We start from the raw sequence: 16,813 nt of genomic DNA on the forward strand, positions 1-16,813 counted from the left end.
ACGGGGCATCGGAGGCAAGTCGTCTGAAGGCAGGTGGTCCCCGGACGGTTTTCCGAGGAGGTCTTTCCCGAGTACGGGCCGGAAGGCTCCCGTCTTCACACCAGTCCGAGCTTCTGGGCGAGGCCGATGCGCTGAAGCTTGCCGGTGGCGCCCTTGGGGATCTCCTCGAGGAAGATAATCTTGGCCGGCACCTTGAACGGGGCGAGGCGCTCCGAGGCGAAGCCGCGCAGCTCCTTCTCCGACAGGACGTCATGGCCCTCGCGCAGGACGATGGCGGCGACCACGTCCTCGCCGAGCTTGTCGTGCGGCATCGCGAAGGTGATGCATTGCGACACGGCCGGGTGGTCCATCAGGATCTCGTCCACCTCGCGCGGGGAGATCTTCTCGCCGCCGCGATTGATGATCTCCTTCAGGCGTCCGGTGATCGAGAGATAACCCTCCGGCGAGAGGGTGCCCTGGTCGCCGGTGCGGAACCAGCCCTGCTTGGTGAAGGCGTCGGCATTGGCCTTCTCGTTGTTCTCGTAGCCTGCCATCACGTTGTCGCCGCGGATCACGATCTCGCCGGTCTCGCCGACGGGCAGCGGCTCCCCATCCTCGTCGACGATGGCGATCTCGGGGCCGGCGGCGATGCCCACCGAGCCGGCATAATGCGGCCGGGGCGGCAGCGGGTTCGAGGCCATCTGGTGGGCGGCCTCGGTCATGCCGTAGGCTTCGAGCAGCGGCGCGCCGAACACCTCCTCGATCTCCTTCATCACCTGCGGCGGCATCGAGGAGGAGGAGGAGCGGATGAAGCGCAGCGGGTTGGCCGCGATGATTTCCTTGTTGCGAGCCGCGCGACCGAGGATCGCCTGGTGCATCGTCGGCACCGCCGTGTACCAGGTCGGGCGAACCTCACTCATCCAGCCGAAGAACTTCAGGGCGTTGAACCCCGGGGTGCAGCACACCTGACCTCCGGCCGAGAGCGGCGCCAGGATGCCGGCGATCAGGCCGTGGATGTGGAACAGCGGCATGATGTTGAGGCCGCGATCCTCGGACGTAAAGGCGAGGGTGGTGCGGATGTTGCGGGCCGAGGCGCAGACGTTCGACTGTTTCAGCGGGACGATCTTCGGGCGCGACGTGGTGCCCGACGTGTGGAGCACGAGGCCGATATCGTCGGGATGGGCCGGGCCGGAATTGGCGGCCGGCGTCACGGTTCCAGCGGGGAAGGCAAGAGTGAAGCTGCCCGCGCCCTGTTCCGGCGTCGCGGTGAGACGCACCACCGGCACGCCGAGCTTCTCGGCCACCGCGACGGCCGGGCTCTGCGAGCCTTCCGCCGCCACCAGCAGCTTGGCGTTGAGATCGGTCAGGTAGAACTCGAACTCGTCGGCCTTGTAGGCGGGGTTCAGCGGCGCCGAGGTGGTGCCCGCCGCGATGGCGATGAAGGCGGCGGCCATTTCCGGGCCGTTGTCGAGCACTATGGCGACCCGATCGCCACGGCCGATTCCCTGCGCGTTGAGGGAAGCGACGGTGCTCTCCGTGAGCGCCCGCAGGGCTCCGAAGGTCAGGGGAACGCCGCCGGGGCTCGACAGGGCGGTGGCCTCGTCGGCGCCCGCCTGGATCAGCGCGTGCAGGGTGGTTGCGGTCTCGGCCATGGTAGCTGTGTCCTCATCGTCAGTTGCCTTCGGGGAGGAGAAGGCGGTCCGCCGCATGGGGAGCGGCACATGTTCACGCGGATCGGCGGTCGCGGGCGACCGCCGGGGAAACGGTGGTCAGGCCGTCGCGATGGACAGGCGCCCCTGCGCCCGTTCGAGGCTCTGGGACAGCAGCCGCATCAGGGCATAGACGGTGCCGATATGCGGGGTCGGGGTGTCGGTGAGACGACCGAGTTCGATGATCGAGCCGACGAGGGCTTCGAGTTCGATCGGCCGCCCGGCCTCCACGTCCTGCAGCATCGAGGTCTTGTGCGCGCCGACCTTCTCGGCCCCGGCGATGCGCCGCTCGATCCCGAGCTTGAAGGTGATGCCGAGCTTGTTCGCAATGGTCTCCGCCTCGCGCATCATGTCGGCGGCGAGCGCCCGCGTCTCTGGGAACTGGCAGATATCCACCAGGGTCGCATGCGAGAGCGCCGAGATCGGGTTGAAGCTGAGATTGCCCCAGAGCTTGAGCCAGATCTCCGCGCGGATGTCGCTGGTGACGGGCGCGCGGAAGCCCGCCTTGATCAGGAGCTGAGCCAGGGCCTGGACCCGCGGGCTCATGGAGCCGTCGAGTTCGCCGAGACCGAAACGGTGGCCCTCGATCACCTGGACCACGCCGGGCTCGGTGAGGACGGCCGCCGGATAGACCACCGAGCCGATCACATGCTTCGGGTCGAGATACTCGGCGATGAGCCGGCCCGGATCGGCGGTTTCCAAATGCGTCCCGGTGAGTTCGCCGCCATGGCCACCCGAAAAATACCACCACGGGATGCCGTTCTGCATGGTCACGACGATGGTATCGGGGCCGATGAGGTGGTGCAGATCGGCCGCGATCGGCCCGACCTGATGCGCCTTCACGGTGAGGAGCACCACGTCGTGGACGCCGGCCTCCTCCATGGACTTGGTGGCCTTGAGGTTCTTCACGTGGATCTCGGAGCCGTTCTCCTCGATCAGGCGCATGCCGTTGGAGCGGATGGCATCGAGATTGGCCCCGCGTGCGATGAAGGTGACGTCCTCGCCGATATTCGCGAGGCGAACCCCCAGAAATCCGCCGATGGCGCCTGCGCCGACGATCGCGATGCTCATGCTGGTATCCTCATTGTCCGGATGTCGTGTCGGTCTGGTCTGTGCGGCTCAGGAGAAGCGGTTCGACAGGATTCCGATCCCCTCGATCTCCACCTCGACCGTGGCGCCTTTCGGGATCGGGCCGGAACCGTTGGAGGTGCCGCAGGCGATGACGTCGCCGGGTTCCAGCGTCATGCCCCGTGAGATCATGGCGACGATCTCGTGCGGGCGGAAGATCATGTCGGAGAGGGGATAGGTCTGGCGCTCGCGCCCGTTCACCCGCACCTTCACCGAGAGCGCCTCGGGGTCGAGATCGGTGGCGATGGCCGGGCCGAAGGGACCGAACCCGTCCAGTCCCTTGGAGCGCGTCCATTGGGCGAAGCTTGGATCGGCCTTCAGGATTTCCAGCGCGGTCACGTCGTTCACGCAGGTATAACCGAAGATGTGGTCGGCCGCCTCGTCCGGTGTGAGGTCGCGCCCGCTCCGACCCGCGACCTTGCCGATGACGATGCCGAGCTCGCCCTCGAACAGGATACGACCGGCGCAATCCGGCACCGCGATCTCGGCGCCGCTGGGGCGATAGGTGTTGGCCGGCTTCAAGAGGAACAGCGGGGCGACGGGAGGGGTCAGACCCTGCTTCTCGGCCATGGCGGAGAAGTTGTTCCATAGGGCGATGACCTTGCTCGGCCGGCACGGCAGGTCGAGGACCACCTCGGCGAAGGGCAGGATCTCTCCCGTGGCCCGGGGCGCGTCGAACAGGTCGCCCTCGTGGACAGTGACCTGTTCTCCGTCGAGGCGACCGAAACCGGCGCGTCCGTCGTGACGATATCCGATCCAGCGGGCCATGGTTCAGATGCTCCGGGCAACGATGCGGGCACGCCAGGGCTTCAGCACGGCGATGGCGAGGAGGGATGCGAGGATGTTGGCGCCTGCGGCGACGAGGAAGACGCCGTCCCAGCTGTTGGTGGCCTGCTGGAGGTAGTTGGCGACCGGGACCAGGAGGGCGGCGGTGCCCTTGGCGGTGTAGAGCAGGCCGGCATTGGTGGCGGCGAACTTGGTGCCGAACGTGTCGGTGCAGGTGGAGGGGAAGAGGGAGTAGATCTCGCCCCAGGCGAAGAACACGAACCCTGAGAGCAGCACGAACCACAGCGGGTCGTGGCCCCAGAGGTAGAGCATGTAGATGCCGAAGCCTTCCATGGCGAAGGCGATGAACATGGTGTTCTCGCGGCCGATCTTGTCGGAGACCCATCCGAAGAACGGGCGGGTCAGGCCGTTGAGCACGCGGTCGATGGTGGCCGCGAAGGTGATGGCCACCATGGTGATGCCCATGATGGTGACGGGCACCTTGTCGACGCCGATATCGGAGGCGATGGGCTTGAGGTTGGCGGTGATCATCAGGCCGCCGGCGCCGACGATGACGAACATGAAGTACATGAGCCAGAAGATCGGCTGGCGGGCGACTTCACCGGGGGTGTAGTTGCGCCGGGTCTGGATGATGTTGGCGTTGGCCACGACCTCCGGCACCTGGCCCTTCTTGGGCGAGGTGAAGAAGAAGGCGAGCGCGCAGACGACGAGGCCCTGGCCGATGCCGAAGTTGAAGAAGGCGGCCTGGAAGCCGTGGTCGGCGATCATCCACTGGATCGGGGCGACGGTCAGCGCCGAGCCGGCGCCGAAGCCGGCGGCGATGATGCCGGCGGCGAGCCCGCGCTTGTCGGGGAACCACTTCAGGGCCGAGCCGACACAGGTACCGTAGACGGCGCCGGCGCCGATGCCGGCCACGACCTGTCCGAGATAGAACATGTTGAGCGAGGCGGCGTAGGAGTTGATGACCCAGCCGATGCCGCAGAGCGCGCCGCCGAACAGCACGACCACGCGCGGGCCGTACTTGTCCACGAACCAGCCCTCGATCGGGACCAGCCAGGTCTCGAACAGCACGAACAGGGTGAAGGCCCACTGGATCGCCGCCCGGTCGAAGCCGAACTTCTTCTGGATGTCCGGCACGAAGAACGTCCAGCCGTACTGAAGGTTGGCGATCATCACCATGCAGATCACGCCGATCACCAGCTGACCCCAGCGCCCGAAAGGCGGTGCGGACGCCGTGCCCAGGGTCGGATGGGTGGTCCCGCCCGAACGTGGGATGGCGGCGCGAACGGTCATGACCGTCTTCCTCGGTGTCTCGTCTGTTGTTTGCCGAGTTCTAGCCGGGAATATTTTGAATTCAAGAAACTTTGCTGGCAATGGCGTCGCAAGCCGAAACAAAAAATTTGGATCGCGCGTATAAAAAATTCAAACTCTTGCTGCGGAGACCTTTAACTTCACGTCAGTGCTCGGCTGCGGAGTTCCTCATCCGGATCAGTCGGGAATCGTACAATTCCACGGCCTCGAATCGGAACATTTCAGCAATTGTTATCGTTCGGCTTTCGACTTCGCGGTGCCCGGCGCATGCCGCGTCCCGGCCTCCCCGAGCGATCATGAGGATCATTTCGATGAGCAGCACCACCGACAAGATCAAGGGTCTCGCCAACGAAGCCGTCGGCAACATCAAGCAGGGTGTTGGCTCGGCCACGGGCAACGAGAAGCTGCAGGCCGAAGGCAAGGCACAGGAACTGAAGGGGGAGGCCCAGAAGACCGTGGGCGACGCCAAGGACGGGATCAAGGGCGCGGCTCAGAGCGCAGCCGACGCCGTCAAGAAGATCTGACGATCCGGCCCGATGCCCAGTCCGGTGAGGGGAGTATCTCTCCCCTCACTGTAGATCGACGTCCATGCGACGTCCGGCTGAGACAGAATCAAAGCTCGAACAACGATTCCGAGAGCCGAGATCGGGAGCCCGATTCAGGGCCAACGCCTGGATCGGTGCGACGGCAGGATGGATCGGGCCCACGCCCTTCCATCGGCTCGCGAATGGAGATGTGTCCATGAACAGAGATCATTTCGACGGTGGCGTCCGCAACCTGCAGGGTCGCGGCAAGACGGCTCTCGGCGCTGTGACGGGCCGCGCGCGCCAGCAGGTCGAAGGCGCATACGATCAGGCCGCCGGCGCAGCGCAATACGCGTATGGCGAAGCACGCGACACCGTGAACGACCTGCGCCGCGATGGCGAACGCTTCATCGGCGAGGCGAGCTCCCGCGCCCATGCCTTGGCCGACGAAGCCGAGCAGCGTCGCCAAGCGATCGCCGACCGTGGGTATGCGCTCGCCGACGAAGCTCAGCGCCGCGGCCGTCACTACCGGGGTGAAGCTGTGCGGCACGGCCGGGCGGTGGCGGCTCGGGCGGACGAGAACAAGGCCGTCACGCTCGCTCTCGTGGCGGCGGCAGCCTTCGGGCTCGGATGGCTGCTGCGCCCCTCGCGCTGAGTCCGAGATCCGGACACCCTTCTTGTGAGGGCTTGTTCGGCCTAGAAGACCACCCTGGCGGCGCGGGGTCGCGAGGGACACGACGACCATGGCGGTGCGGAACTGGTTCGATCTCACGACCGGCGAGATCGAATCCGCCATCGGCCACTCCATCGCCATCCTCCCCGTGGCGGCAGTGGAGCAGCATGGCCCGCATCTGCCGCTGTCCACCGATGTCACCATCGCCGAAGGCTATCTCGCCAAGCTGGCCGAACTCGATGCGAGCGACCTCGACATCCTGGTCCTGCCGGTCCAGAGCATCGGCAAATCGGACGAGCACGACGCGTTTCCCGGCACGCTGACCCTCACGGCCGAGACGGCCCTGCGGGCCTGGGGCGAGATCGGCCGCAGCCTTCATCGCGCCGGATGCGGCAAGCTCGTCATCGTCACCTCCCATGGTGGCAATAGTGGCCTCATCGACCTCGTGGCGAGCGACCTGCGCAGTCTCGGCATGCTCGCCGTCACCACGGCCTGGAGCCGTTTCGGCTACCCGCCGGGCCTCTTTCCCGAAGACGAAATCAGGCATGGCATCCATGCCGGCGCCGTCGAGACGGCGCTGATGCTGGCGCTGAAACCCGATGCGGTGCGTCGGCAGGCCATAGCCGATTTCGAGCCTCGCTCAGTCGCGATGGAGCGCGACTTCACTCACCTGCGCGCCGGCCGCCCAGCCGCCTTCGCCTGGAAGTCGCAGGACCTCCATCCTTCGGGTGCCATCGGCAACGCGACTCTCGGCACGCGCGAAGCCGGCCTCGCGGCCCTCGATCACGGTGCGCGAGCCTTCCTCGATCTCCTGCGCGACGTGGATCGCTTCCGTCTCGATCCGTGAGGCGCCTTCGCGGCGCCTAATCCTCGTCCTCGGTCTCCGGGGTGCGGCCGGGCCAGGTGACGATCTGGTCGAGGAGTTCGTCGGTGGTGAACTCCTCTTCGTTGCCCGAGATCCGGCCGCGCACCGAGATGCCGGCTTCGTGGACGCTGGCCTGACGGCCTGAGACGAGGGGATGCCACGGATAGAGATCCTGGCCGTCGCGCACGAGGCGATAGGCGCAGGTCCGTGGCAGCCACGGGATGGTGCGGACCGCCTCCGGCGTCAGGCGGACGCAATCGGGCACCCGTCTCTGGCGGTTGACGTAATCGCGACAGTTGCAGGCGAGCCCGTCGAGTAGGGTGCAGCCGACATCGGTATGGTAGACCTCGCCGGTATCGTCATCCTCGAGCTTCAGCAGGCAGCACCGGCCGCAGCCGTCGCACAGGCTTTCCCACTCGGACGACGACATTTCGTCGAGGGTCTTCTCCCGCCAGAACGGCTTCGATGGCTCGGGCGCCATTGGGTCCGGGGCAAGGAGGGGGGATGTGCGGTCCCTCATCGGGAGCACCTTCGGGGTTCGAAACGGAGGGCGGAGCGCGCAGGCTCCTTGACGCATGTGGGCCTGATCGGCAAGCCGCGCCACCTCCGCGCCCCATTCCCGGATCAAGGTTGACGAAGGGTTATTCTCGCCGACGTCGCGACGTTTTCGCTTTCCGACGCATTATGGTGCGGGCCGTCCGCGTTCTTCCCCTGCCGAAGGGCGGGTGGTGTGGATTGCTGGGCCTCGCGAAGACGCGCGGAGCTTGGTAGTGCTTGACCTGCGGCATCGGTGAGCGGTGCCGGCCGTGCGTTGAGGGACAGAGATCACGTCGTGCGCCTGCCCAAAGCCACCTCGCTTCTGACGCGCCTGAAACACGCCGCCCTCGGCTTCGATGCCTGGGTGAATGCGAGCCTGTACGACAGCGGCCGCTCCACCGCCGAGACCTACGAGCGTTTCCAGGAACGCATGCAGATCTTCTCGGTGCGCGGCTGGAAGCGTGTCGCCCTCGATCTCACCAGCGAAGCGGTGACGCTCGGGACCGGTGGCGCCGTTCTGATGCTGGCCCTCGCGCAACCCGCCTTCAACCTCACCAGCGAGAACTGGCTGAAGCAGCAGGATCTCGCCGTCACCTTCCTCGACCGCTACGGCGTCGAGGTGGGGCGGCGCGGGATCAAGCACGACGATTCGCTGAAGCTCGACGACTTTCCCGACAGCATGATCAAGGCGCTGGTCTCCACCGAGGACCGGCGCTTCTACGAGCATTGGGGGATCGACCCGATCGGCACGGCGCGCGCCCTCGTGTCGAACTCGCGCGGCGGCGGCAACACGCAGGGCGGCTCCTCCATCACCCAGCAGCTCGCCAAGAACCTGTTCCTCACCAATGAGCGCTCCCTGGAGCGCAAGGTGAACGAGGCGTTCCTGGCGCTGTGGCTCGAGAGCCATCTCAGCAAGAACGACATTCTCAAGCTCTATCTCGACCGCGCCTATATGGGCGGCGGCACCTTCGGCGCGGTTGCGGCGGCCGATTATTATTTCGGCAAGCCCCTGAAGGACGTGAGCCTCGCCGAGGCCGCGATGCTGGCCGGCCTGTTCAAGGCGCCGACAAAATACGCGCCGCACGTCAATCTGCCGGCGGCCCGCGCCCGCGCGGTGGACGTGCTCCACAACATGGTGGAAGCTGGCTTCGTCACCGAAGGTCAGATCCAGACGGCATTGCGCAACCCGGCGACGCCGGTGACCCGCACCCGCGACATCACCGCCGATTACTACCTCGACTGGGCCTTCGGCGAGATCAAGGGCATGGCGGATGCCGGCAAGCTGCGCGGCGATCGCGTGCTGATCGTGAAGACGCCCCTCGACATCGGTATCCAGAAACGTGCCGACCAGGCGGTGGAGAACATCCTGCGTCAGTACGGCGACCAGTACGACGTGGACGAGGCTGCCATGGTCATCCTCGATCCGGACGGGGCGCTGCGCGCCATGGTCGGCGGGGCCGATTACGGCGAGAGCCAGTTCAACCGGGCCACCGATTCCCTGCGCCAACCGGGCTCGTCGTTCAAACCCTACGTCTATGCGGCGGGTCTCGCCGCCGGCCTCTACAGGCCGGACACCCGGGTCGTCGACCGGCCGATCTGCCTCGGCAATTGGTGCCCGCAGAATTACGGCCGCTCGTTCTCCGGCGCCACCAACCTCACCGTGGCGGTGGCGAAATCCATCAACACGATCCCGATCCAGATCTCGGTCGCACTCGGCAAGGCCATCGGCATCAAGGGCGACTTCCCCGCTGCCAAGGCCGGACGCGCCAAGATCATCGAAATGGCCCATCGCATGGGCATCACCACCCCGCTCACCGATTCCGTCTCGCTTCCCATCGGCTCGGCGGAGGTGAACGTCATCGATCAGGCGGCAGCCTATGCGGTGTTCGCCAATGGCGGCCGCAAGGCCAAGCCCTACGCGGCCATGGAGGTGAAGAACTCCTCCGGCGAGGTGATCTACCGCCATGCCGACGAGAAGCCCGAGCAGATCCTCTCCCCCCAGGTGGTGGCCGACATGAACTTCATGTTGAACAAGGTGGTGGAGGAGGGGACCGGCCGTCGCGCGCAGCTCGACGGCATCAAGGTCGCGGGTAAATCCGGGACGACCAACGCCTACAAGGATGCCTGGTTCGTGGCCTATACCGGCAATTACGTGGGCGCCGTCTGGTTCGGAAACGACGATTCCACCTCCACCAACAAGATGACCGGTGGCTCGCTGCCCGCCATGGCCTGGCACGACGTGATGGAAACGGCTCACCAGGGAATCGAGTTGAAGGCGATGCCGGGCCTCAAGGAGAACACCCGTCCGATCGCGCAGGCCGGGTCGTCCTCACCACCCAACGCGGCCGCCAGTGCGGCCGGCAAGCTCTCGCGGCGCTCGTTCGAGGTCATCGGCAGCATGAACGGACTGTTCCGCACCGTGGAGGCGGGTACGCCCGCCGGCGCCCGCGCCGCCGCTGGGGAGACCACGGGCGCCGTCGCCGATGGCGCCCGCCCGGTCGGCGGCCGCATTGGCATCCCGTAGCGACGGTGTCCAACGGCCCCAGGATGTCAGCCGCCGCATGAGCACCACAGATCACCCTGCCCGGTCCGGCGCGATGCCAGGCATCGCGGGCGTCGCCGGCCGGGGAAGCCGCGCCTTTCGGGCCGTCCTGCGCCGGACGTCCCGCGTCGGGCTCGTCTTCTATACGCTCGCCCTCGGCGCGGGCTTAGGGTTGGCGACGGCGGATTATGCCACGCGGGGCGGCTATCCGTTCGGCGGCGTTTCGGTGGGGAGCTGGATCGCTTGGCCGCGCACGGGCTCGCTCGGCGCCGATCCGTATGCCCGCGCGGTGAATGCCCGGCGCGGTGAGATTCCCCTGGCGGTGGGGGAAGGCCTGCTTCTCACCGCCTCCCAGGACGACGAGGGCCGCGCCCTCAATGCGGCCTGCACCTACCGGATCGCCGGCGCGACGCCTCCTGCACGGGCCTGGACCATCACCGTCGCCGGGCGCGGCAAGCGTGACCCCGACCGGCCTGTGATGCGCGAAGGCTTCACCTCCACAGAGGTGCTGCGCGACGTGGACGGGCGCTTTTCCATCGTCCTCGCCCCGGACGTCCAGCCCGGCAACTGGCTGCCCATGCCGCGCGCTGCCGGCCCGGTGCGGCTGGCGCTCCGCCTCTACGATACGCCGGTGGCGGCCAGCGCCGGCACGGTGGAGCGATCCGCGGTTCCCACGATCTCCCGCACGGAATGCGCGGAATGAACCCGACCGGCCGTTTCCTTCTCGCGACCCTCGCCGGCCTCGTCCTGGCCGGGCTGGTGCATATCGTCGTCGTGCTGGCGATCCCGAGCCTGTCGGAATCCGACGCGCTGACGAAGGCACGCACCAGCGAGACGCTCGATCACGCGATGCCGGTCTACACTCTGGCCACCGGCATCAACCCGGCTCCAGCCGAGGCGTGGTTGCCCATTCCCGATCCCTCCGTCGCCGTGGGGATCTGCGCCTACAACCTCGCCGAGGGTCCGATGCGGGTCTCGGCACGGACCGGCGCGCTGATGCTGTCCCTGGCCGTTCATGGCCGGCGGGGGGCCTTCTACGCCGTCACCGACCAGGCGGCGGTGCGCGGCGCCCTCGATCTCGTGATCCTCACCCGCGCCCAATACGACGAAGCCTTGGCCAACGAGGACGAGAACGATGTGAGCCGCGACGTGCGGATCGTCGCCACCGAGCGGGAGGGCTTCGTGGTGGTGCGCGTGGTCGCGGCCCTTCCGAGCCAGCGGCAGGGGGCGAACGAGGCGGTCCAGGCCGTTTCCTGCACCATCGACAGCCCGACCGAGGACGCTGCGAAATCCGGGGGCTGAGGGCCGGCCCCCATCCTCTCCGGACGGGCAGCCCTGATTCAGTACTTCGCGACGATGGGGAGGGCGGCCTGGGGAACGGGCGCTTCCACCAATCCGCAGCGGGCCTCCGCCTCCGCCGGAAGCAGCGGGTCGAGCATCACCCGGCGTCCGTCGAGGCCGGCGAGGCTGCGCTCGACCGAGACGGCTTCGACCGAAGGGACCTCCACGAGGAGGTGCTGCAGGGCGTAGCGGTAACGTTCCGCGCGAACCCCCGTCTCCAGCCGGACCCAGGCCACGAGGCAACGGTTCTCGGCGACCCGCATGGCGGCCTGCCGAATGCTCTCGTCGTCCAGGCTCTTCACGAAGGGCAGGCTGCGCAGGCGCAGGGTATCGGCATTCGCCACCCGCGCGGCCGTAGCCACGAAAAGTGGGATCAGGCGCCCATCCGCCGTGATGTCGTCCGACAGGCGACGATAGCGCGAAACGGGCGAGCGGAAGGGCTCCGCGACCAGGGCCGCGTGATAGCTGGCGACGTCATCGTTCCGCCAACTCGGCGGCAGCACGCGGGTGCGGGTGAGATTGGCTAGGGCGTCGGTGAAGGCCTCGTTCTCGGCTGCCGGCATCAGGAAGCGCCAGGCCCGGTCACGCAGGGTGCGCTCGTCATCCGTGAGCGGGAAATACGAGGCCGGCTCGTTGCGGTAATGCGCGGCCACGGTGCCGGTGGATGCAACGAGGCTGTTCCACGCGCTCGGGGCCGGACGGCCGAAATCACCCTTCTGAGCGCAGCCTCCCAACAGCAGAAGCGCGGCGGCGGTTGTGGTCCGGACCGGGCGTCGGGTGGAGCTGACGGAATGGGACGCCGGCATCGCGCTTCCTCGGAGTGACGGTGCTGCTCGGCTCGCGGTGACCGGAGGCGGGGTCTCAAGAGGCGTGGGGCGTCAGGAGCGTCGGCGCTGGCGGGGGGCGGGCAATGCCGGGTCGGGCATGCGCTCGTAGCGGACGCCGGTGAACAGCAGGATCTCTCCCGCCATGCCGTCTGCGCTTTCGTCTTCCCTGCGGAAGCGGCGAACGGCGCTCTGGCGGAACGGAACGACGCTCGCGGTCGGGCGCGTCATCGAACGATCCCCCCGGTCGCCCGAAGGCTCTCCGGTATGTGGGTCGGCTTTCTGGGACTTGCGGTCAGGCGTCATCGCTGGCGATCCCATCGATCCTCGATCCGCACCACCCGAACCTGTCGGAAGCGTCCACTCGAATCCCGTCGGGGCCTGGCCCCGTCGAACTCTCAATCCATCGTGATGCAGAGCGGAGATCATCACGGGGTAGTTAATGAAAGGTTTCTGCGCTTCTTCAATTCGAGGGGTGGCGCGGGACGGCTGCCATGGGGAACGCGGTCGCGTGGCAATTTCGCCGCAGCGACGGGGCCCTCCGAATAGGAGGCGGAAACGAGCCCTGGCTTGCTCCTTGCTTCGCTCTTCGCTGCCCATGGCGGGCGTTTCCTCCCTTGTACTCGGCCCCGCTCCACCTGTGAGCGGGGCCATTTTTATGACCCGTCTCGCGGTGCATCGAGCAAAAAGTGTGACCGGCACGACACGCTCACCGTCTGCCCCCGTGTCCGATGAGCCTTGGCCGGAACAAGGACGGCATCCCGCGCGCTTGCTAACCCATGGCAGCGGCAGATATGCCGCCTCAATCCGATCCGAGCGAAGGACAACGCAGAATGCGCGTGGCGACCACACGATCCTCCAGCCTCTCGAAGGGCCTGTACGTGGCTCTGAAAGCCGCTCCCTTCGCGCTCCTTCTCCTTGCGGCCGGCCCAGCCCAGGCCCAGCGTGAAGATCAGGGCCTGCAGCTCGGCTGCGCCAACGACTACTTCCGCCTCTGTGCCGGGGTCGATCCCAACAGCAACGAGGCCGAGAAGTGCATGGAGCGCAATCGCCCTCGTCTCTCTCCCGAATGCCGCAACGCCATCGGCGACTACGACCGTCGCACCGGCGGCAAGTCCCGCTGAGAGGATTAAGTCCCGCTGAGAGGATAGGTCCCGCTTAGGCGGGACCACGGAGACAGGTCTCGCCGACAGGGGAAAGTCACCCCTCGGCGACGCGTCCCGGTAAGAAGTCTGTCGACGCGAGCCGGGCCGTCGACTAGGCCTGCTGCGTCCGATGAAGACTGGGGACGGGCGGGTCCCCGAGCCTTCGCCGATGCTCGAACGTGAATGAGGCTCGTGCGCCATGGCTCTGACCGTCGCGGTTCAGATGGACCCGATCCAGGCGATCAGGATCGCCGGTGACACCACCTTCGCCCTGCTCCTCGAAGCGCAGGCGCGAGGCCACGACCTTCTGTTCTACACGCCGGACCGCCTCTCCATTCAGGGGCAGGTGGTGACCGCGCGGGTCGAGCCCCTCCGGGTCCAGGATGTGGAGGGCGCTCACGCGACCCTCGGTGCCGTGGAGCGTGTCGACTTGGCCGAGGTCGACGTGGTGCTGATGCGCCAGGATCCGCCTTTCGACATGGCCTACATCACCGCGACCCATATGCTGGAGCGGATCCATCCTCGGACCCTGGTGGTGAACAACCCGGCCGAGGTGCGCAACGCGCCCGAGAAGTTGTTCGTCCTCGATTTCCCGCAGCTCATGCCGCCGACCCTGATCACCCGCGACAAGGCGGAGATCGAGGCGTTCCGCGCCGAGCACGGCGCCATCGTCATGAAGCCCCTGCACGGCCATGGCGGCGCGGCGGTGTTCCGGGTGCTGCCGGAGGACGCCAATTTCGGTTCGATGTTCGACCTGTTCTCGGTGACGTTCCGCGAGCCCTGGGTGGTCCAGCGTTTCCTTCCCAAGATCACCGAGGGCGACAAGCGCATCATCCTGGTGGACGGCGAGCCGATGGGCGCGATCAACCGTGTCCCGGCGCTTAACGACATCCGCTCCAACATGGTGCGCGGCGGGGCGGCGGCGGCCTCCGACCTCACCGAGCGCGAGCGGGAAATCTGCGCCACGATCGGACCGGAGCTTCGCCGGCGCGGCCTCATCCTCGTCGGCATCGACGTGATCGACGGCAACCTCACCGAGATCAACGTCACCTCTCCCACGGGCATCCGCGCCATCAAGCGGCTCGGGGGACCGGATCTGGCGGTCTCGGTCTGGGATGCGATCGAAGGGCAAATCGCGGCAGCCTGAGCGCATCTTTCAGGGCCAGGCCACGCTCCCCTTTTCCGGCGAGAGGGCCGAAGGCGCCAACCGGGACGCCTTCGCCTTCGCCGATCAGTCTTTCGACGCGTGGACCGCGAGTTCGGGCTTGTGGTTCAGGGTCTGGAAGACCACGCAATAGCGCTCCGTCAGCTTGAGGAGCTGGTCGAGCTTCTCCTGCGGCGCATCGGTGTCGAGGGCGAAGTTCAGGCGGATCGCGCGAAAGCCCACCGGCGCTTCCTTGTCGACACCCAGCGTGCCACGGAAGTCGAGGTCGCCCTCGGCGCTCACCGTGCCGGCGCGCAGATCGATCTCGAGGGCGGTCGCCACCGCTTTGATCGTGACCCCGGCGCATGCGACCAGCGCCTCGAGCAGCATGTCGCCCGAGCAGAGTTCGAGGCCGGACCCGCCGGTGGCCGGGTGAAGGCCGGCGACCGCAAGCGCCCGCCCGGTCTCAACCTTACAGGCGATGGAGGTGTCGTCGAGGGTGCCCTTGGCCTTCAGGGTGATGACGGCCGATTCCGGCGTATTGCGGTACTGGTCCTTGAGAGGGGCCTGGAGCGAGCGCAGGGTGGTGGCGTCCATCGGGTGTTTCCTCGATCGTCTTGGTGCGATTGTCGTCTTGGTCTTTGCCTCGGCGTCTAACCTGGGATGCGCCCGGACGCCAGGGAAGGGCTCACCACCATTGCGCCGCCTCGGTAGGCGCCGCCGCTTGAGCCGGCTTCAGCGAGCGGTCCAGGGCGGCGAGGATGCGGCGGGTGGCTGCCTCGCTATGCGGCGAGGCGGGATCGCGCGGCCGGGCCAGTGCGAGGGGGATGGCATCGTCGAGGCGGCCGGGCTTGGGGCGCATCACCACAGCCCGGTCGGCCAGCGCCACTGCCTCCCCGACATCGTGGGTGACGATGAGGATCGTCGGCTTCGTTTCCTGCCAAAGGGCGAGGAGATGGCCGTGCAGGTCCTTGCGGGTGAAGGCGTCCAGCGCCGAGAACGGTTCGTCGAGGAGGAGCACGCGCGGGTTCGCCACGAAGGCGCGGGCGATGGAGACGCGCTGCTGCTGCCCGCCCGAGAGTTCCCGCGGCCAGCGGCCCGCATGTTCGGCGAGACCCACCATGTCCAGAGCATGGGTGACGCGTGCCTTGCGCTCCGCCCGGGGCAGGTGGCCGAGGCCGAAGCCGACATTGTCGGCGACATCGAGCCAGGGCAGCAGGCGCGGTTCCTGGAAAACGAGCCCGACGCCCGGATGCGGCTCCGCGATCCGCTCGCCGTCGAGGACGATGCGGCCCTCGCTCGCCCGGTCGAGCCCCGCGACGAGCCGCAGCAAGGTGGTCTTGCCGCAGCCCGAGCCGCCGATGAGCGCGACGATCTCGCCCTGGGGCACGGAGAGGTCGATGCGCTCCAGCGCCCGCGTGCCGTCGGAATAGGTCTTGGACAGGCTATCGAGGGTGAGCATCGCGGGGCGCCAGCCTTCTTCGATCCGGTGAGGGGACCTACAACGTCTCCCGCGCCGTGTCCTGCCAGCGCGTAAGAGGCCGGGTCACGGCGACGAGGACGGTATCGGCGAGCTTGCCGAGGATGGCGAAGGAGATGATCGCCGCCAGGATCTGGTCCGCCTTGCTGAATTGTTGACCGTCGATGAGGAGGTAGCCGAGTCCTTCGGAGGCTCCCATCAGCTCGGCGGCGACCACGAACAGGAAGCCGAGGCCGAGGCCGGTGCGCAGGGCGGTCAGGGTCGCGGGCAGGACGGCGGGAAGCAGGATACGCCGGGCGAGCTGCAGCTTCGACAGCCGGAAGATGCGTCCGACCTCGATGAGCTTGCGGTCGACGGAGGCGATGGCCCCCGCCACCCCGATATAGACCGGGAAGAACACCCCCACGGCGATGAGCGTCACTTTCGGCGTCTCGAGGATGCCGAGCCAGAGGATGAAGAGCGGCACCCAGGCGAGGGACGGCACGGCACGCAGTGCCTGGAGCGTCGGGTCGAGGATATGGCGGGCTGTGGGAAGCGCCCCGGTCAAGGCGCCCGCCGCGATGCCGGCCAGGGCGCCGAAGGCGAAGCCGAGGGCGACGCGCACCAGCGTCGCCTGGACGTGCATCCACAGGTCGCCCGAGGCGGCAAGGTCGTGGAGGGTCGCCGCGATCCGGCTCGGCGGAGGCATCAGCCGCCCCTGGGCGAGGCCGGTGCGGACGGCGAACTCCCACCCGATAACCAGGGCCAGGGGCAGGATCAGGCCGAGCGCGAGGCGGCCGCCCCGGTGCCAGAAAGTGTCCCCCCGGGGCTTGGGCGACGCCGTCC

The 16,813-nt window shown here is 67.4% G+C and carries 18 protein-coding genes; 8 read left to right on the forward strand and 10 right to left on the reverse strand.

Annotated features, from left to right (window positions below; translation table 11 throughout):
- Nucleotides 1–95 precede the first annotated feature (95 nt).
- From AC0IXR_RS16840 to oxlT, 4 genes are all read right to left on the reverse strand, one after another.
- Nucleotides 96–1,631, reverse strand: coding sequence for an acyl--CoA ligase (locus AC0IXR_RS16840; protein WP_471761526.1), 1,536 nt, complete (start codon nucleotides 1,629–1,631; stop codon nucleotides 96–98).
- Nucleotides 1,632–1,748: 117 nt separating this feature from the next.
- A complete protein-coding gene (locus tag AC0IXR_RS16845) occupies nucleotides 1,749–2,759 on the reverse strand; it encodes a ketopantoate reductase family protein (protein WP_471761527.1) in 1,011 nt (336 codons plus the stop codon).
- Nucleotides 2,760–2,807: 48 nt separating this feature from the next.
- Nucleotides 2,808–3,584, reverse strand: coding sequence for a fumarylacetoacetate hydrolase family protein (locus AC0IXR_RS16850; protein WP_471761528.1), 777 nt, complete (start codon nucleotides 3,582–3,584; stop codon nucleotides 2,808–2,810).
- A 3-nt stretch (nucleotides 3,585–3,587) separates the two neighbouring features.
- Nucleotides 3,588–4,895 (reverse strand): oxalate/formate MFS antiporter, encoded by a 1,308-nt coding sequence (gene oxlT / locus AC0IXR_RS16855; protein ID WP_419953253.1) that lies wholly within the window; start codon nucleotides 4,893–4,895, stop codon nucleotides 3,588–3,590.
- A gap of 329 nt (nucleotides 4,896–5,224) precedes the next feature.
- On the opposite strand from oxlT, the gene AC0IXR_RS16860 reads away from it, so the two are divergent.
- The 3 genes from AC0IXR_RS16860 to AC0IXR_RS16870 all read left to right on the forward strand — a co-directional run bounded on the left by AC0IXR_RS16860 (nucleotide 5,225) and on the right by AC0IXR_RS16870 (nucleotide 6,957).
- Entirely contained in the window at nucleotides 5,225–5,437 is a 213-nt protein-coding gene (locus AC0IXR_RS16860; protein ID WP_056251411.1) for a CsbD family protein, read from the forward strand.
- Nucleotides 5,438–5,654: 217 nt separating this feature from the next.
- Nucleotides 5,655–6,092, forward strand: coding sequence for a CsbD family protein (locus tag AC0IXR_RS16865; RefSeq protein WP_471761529.1), 438 nt, complete (start codon nucleotides 5,655–5,657; stop codon nucleotides 6,090–6,092).
- Between the two features lie 88 nt (nucleotides 6,093–6,180).
- Nucleotides 6,181–6,957 carry a creatininase family protein gene (locus tag AC0IXR_RS16870; protein ID WP_056426951.1) on the forward strand — a complete coding sequence of 259 codons (777 nt, stop codon included), beginning with the start codon at nucleotides 6,181–6,183 and terminating at the stop codon, nucleotides 6,955–6,957.
- Between the two features lie 16 nt (nucleotides 6,958–6,973).
- Here the strand turns inward: AC0IXR_RS16870 and AC0IXR_RS16875 are convergent, their stop codons facing one another.
- Nucleotides 6,974–7,495: a YcgN family cysteine cluster protein gene (locus tag AC0IXR_RS16875; RefSeq protein WP_471761530.1), complete on the reverse strand. Its 522-nt coding sequence runs from the start codon at nucleotides 7,493–7,495 to the stop codon at nucleotides 6,974–6,976.
- 312 nt (nucleotides 7,496–7,807) lie between these two features.
- Between AC0IXR_RS16875 and AC0IXR_RS16880 the strand changes: the two genes are divergently transcribed.
- From AC0IXR_RS16880 to AC0IXR_RS16890, 3 genes are read left to right on the forward strand one after another with little or no spacing between them, the layout of a single operon-like run.
- Complete coding sequence (locus tag AC0IXR_RS16880) at nucleotides 7,808–10,036, forward strand: transglycosylase domain-containing protein (protein WP_056426948.1); 2,229 nt, start codon at nucleotides 7,808–7,810, stop codon at nucleotides 10,034–10,036.
- Nucleotides 10,037–10,073: 37 nt separating this feature from the next.
- Nucleotides 10,074–10,757 carry a DUF1214 domain-containing protein gene (locus AC0IXR_RS16885; RefSeq protein ID WP_056427092.1) on the forward strand — a complete coding sequence of 228 codons (684 nt, stop codon included), beginning with the start codon at nucleotides 10,074–10,076 and terminating at the stop codon, nucleotides 10,755–10,757.
- Nucleotides 10,754–11,356 (forward strand): DUF1254 domain-containing protein, encoded by a 603-nt coding sequence (locus AC0IXR_RS16890; protein ID WP_471761531.1) that lies wholly within the window; start codon nucleotides 10,754–10,756, stop codon nucleotides 11,354–11,356. The genes AC0IXR_RS16885 and AC0IXR_RS16890 overlap by 4 nt, the downstream gene beginning before the upstream one ends.
- A gap of 38 nt (nucleotides 11,357–11,394) precedes the next feature.
- Here AC0IXR_RS16890 and AC0IXR_RS16895 read toward each other — a convergent pair whose 3' ends face one another.
- Together AC0IXR_RS16895 and AC0IXR_RS16900 are read right to left on the reverse strand one after the other, a co-directional pair.
- The gene (locus AC0IXR_RS16895; protein ID WP_471761532.1) at nucleotides 11,395–12,201 is read right to left on the reverse strand and encodes a hypothetical protein; all 807 of its coding nucleotides are present in this window, start codon (nucleotides 12,199–12,201) and stop codon (nucleotides 11,395–11,397) included.
- A gap of 72 nt (nucleotides 12,202–12,273) precedes the next feature.
- On the reverse strand, nucleotides 12,274–12,450 hold the full coding sequence (locus AC0IXR_RS16900) for a hypothetical protein (protein WP_311276602.1): 177 nt from the start codon (nucleotides 12,448–12,450) through the stop codon (nucleotides 12,274–12,276).
- 602 nt (nucleotides 12,451–13,052) lie between these two features.
- Between AC0IXR_RS16900 and AC0IXR_RS16905 the strand changes: the two genes are divergently transcribed.
- Nucleotides 13,053–13,343 (forward strand): hypothetical protein, encoded by a 291-nt coding sequence (locus AC0IXR_RS16905; protein ID WP_471761533.1) that lies wholly within the window; start codon nucleotides 13,053–13,055, stop codon nucleotides 13,341–13,343.
- A gap of 220 nt (nucleotides 13,344–13,563) precedes the next feature.
- The gene (gshB, locus tag AC0IXR_RS16910; protein WP_471761534.1) at nucleotides 13,564–14,511 is read left to right on the forward strand and encodes a glutathione synthase; all 948 of its coding nucleotides are present in this window, start codon (nucleotides 13,564–13,566) and stop codon (nucleotides 14,509–14,511) included.
- An 84-nt stretch (nucleotides 14,512–14,595) separates the two neighbouring features.
- On the opposite strand, the gene AC0IXR_RS16915 is transcribed toward gshB, so the two are convergent.
- The 3 genes from AC0IXR_RS16915 to AC0IXR_RS16925 all read right to left on the reverse strand — a co-directional run bounded on the left by AC0IXR_RS16915 (nucleotide 14,596) and on the right by AC0IXR_RS16925 (nucleotide 16,748).
- On the reverse strand, nucleotides 14,596–15,105 hold the full coding sequence (locus AC0IXR_RS16915; protein WP_471761535.1) for an OsmC family protein: 510 nt from the start codon (nucleotides 15,103–15,105) through the stop codon (nucleotides 14,596–14,598).
- Nucleotides 15,106–15,196: 91 nt separating this feature from the next.
- Nucleotides 15,197–15,970, reverse strand: coding sequence for an ABC transporter ATP-binding protein (locus AC0IXR_RS16920; RefSeq protein WP_461221668.1), 774 nt, complete (start codon nucleotides 15,968–15,970; stop codon nucleotides 15,197–15,199).
- Between the two features lie 37 nt (nucleotides 15,971–16,007).
- Nucleotides 16,008–16,748, reverse strand: a complete 741-nt coding sequence (locus AC0IXR_RS16925) for an ABC transporter permease (RefSeq protein WP_471761595.1) — start codon at nucleotides 16,746–16,748, stop codon at nucleotides 16,008–16,010.
- Between the last annotated feature and the right edge of the window lie 65 nt (nucleotides 16,749–16,813).

The organism is Methylobacterium sp. AC832, assembly GCF_979256025.1.

Coding starts and splice junctions, on each gene's coding strand:
- AC0IXR_RS16840 (WP_471761526.1), bottom strand. CDS start 1,631: ATGGCCGAGACCGCAACCACCCTGCACGCGCTGATCCAGGCGGGCGCC.
- AC0IXR_RS16845 (WP_471761527.1), bottom strand. CDS start 2,759: ATGAGCATCGCGATCGTCGGCGCAGGCGCCATCGGCGGATTTCTGGGG.
- AC0IXR_RS16850 (WP_471761528.1), bottom strand. CDS start 3,584: ATGGCCCGCTGGATCGGATATCGTCACGACGGACGCGCCGGTTTCGGT.
- oxlT (WP_419953253.1), bottom strand. CDS start 4,895: ATGACCGTTCGCGCCGCCATCCCACGTTCGGGCGGGACCACCCATCCG.
- AC0IXR_RS16860 (WP_056251411.1), top strand. CDS start 5,225: ATGAGCAGCACCACCGACAAGATCAAGGGTCTCGCCAACGAAGCCGTC.
- AC0IXR_RS16865 (WP_471761529.1), top strand. CDS start 5,655: ATGAACAGAGATCATTTCGACGGTGGCGTCCGCAACCTGCAGGGTCGC.
- AC0IXR_RS16870 (WP_056426951.1), top strand. CDS start 6,181: ATGGCGGTGCGGAACTGGTTCGATCTCACGACCGGCGAGATCGAATCC.
- AC0IXR_RS16875 (WP_471761530.1), bottom strand. CDS start 7,495: ATGAGGGACCGCACATCCCCCCTCCTTGCCCCGGACCCAATGGCGCCC.
- AC0IXR_RS16885 (WP_056427092.1), top strand. CDS start 10,074: ATGAGCACCACAGATCACCCTGCCCGGTCCGGCGCGATGCCAGGCATC.
- AC0IXR_RS16890 (WP_471761531.1), top strand. CDS start 10,754: ATGAACCCGACCGGCCGTTTCCTTCTCGCGACCCTCGCCGGCCTCGTC.
- AC0IXR_RS16895 (WP_471761532.1), bottom strand. CDS start 12,201: ATGCCGGCGTCCCATTCCGTCAGCTCCACCCGACGCCCGGTCCGGACC.
- AC0IXR_RS16900 (WP_311276602.1), bottom strand. CDS start 12,450: ATGACGCGCCCGACCGCGAGCGTCGTTCCGTTCCGCCAGAGCGCCGTT.
- AC0IXR_RS16905 (WP_471761533.1), top strand. CDS start 13,053: ATGCGCGTGGCGACCACACGATCCTCCAGCCTCTCGAAGGGCCTGTAC.
- gshB (WP_471761534.1), top strand. CDS start 13,564: ATGGCTCTGACCGTCGCGGTTCAGATGGACCCGATCCAGGCGATCAGG.
- AC0IXR_RS16915 (WP_471761535.1), bottom strand. CDS start 15,105: ATGGACGCCACCACCCTGCGCTCGCTCCAGGCCCCTCTCAAGGACCAG.
- AC0IXR_RS16920 (WP_461221668.1), bottom strand. CDS start 15,970: ATGCTCACCCTCGATAGCCTGTCCAAGACCTATTCCGACGGCACGCGG.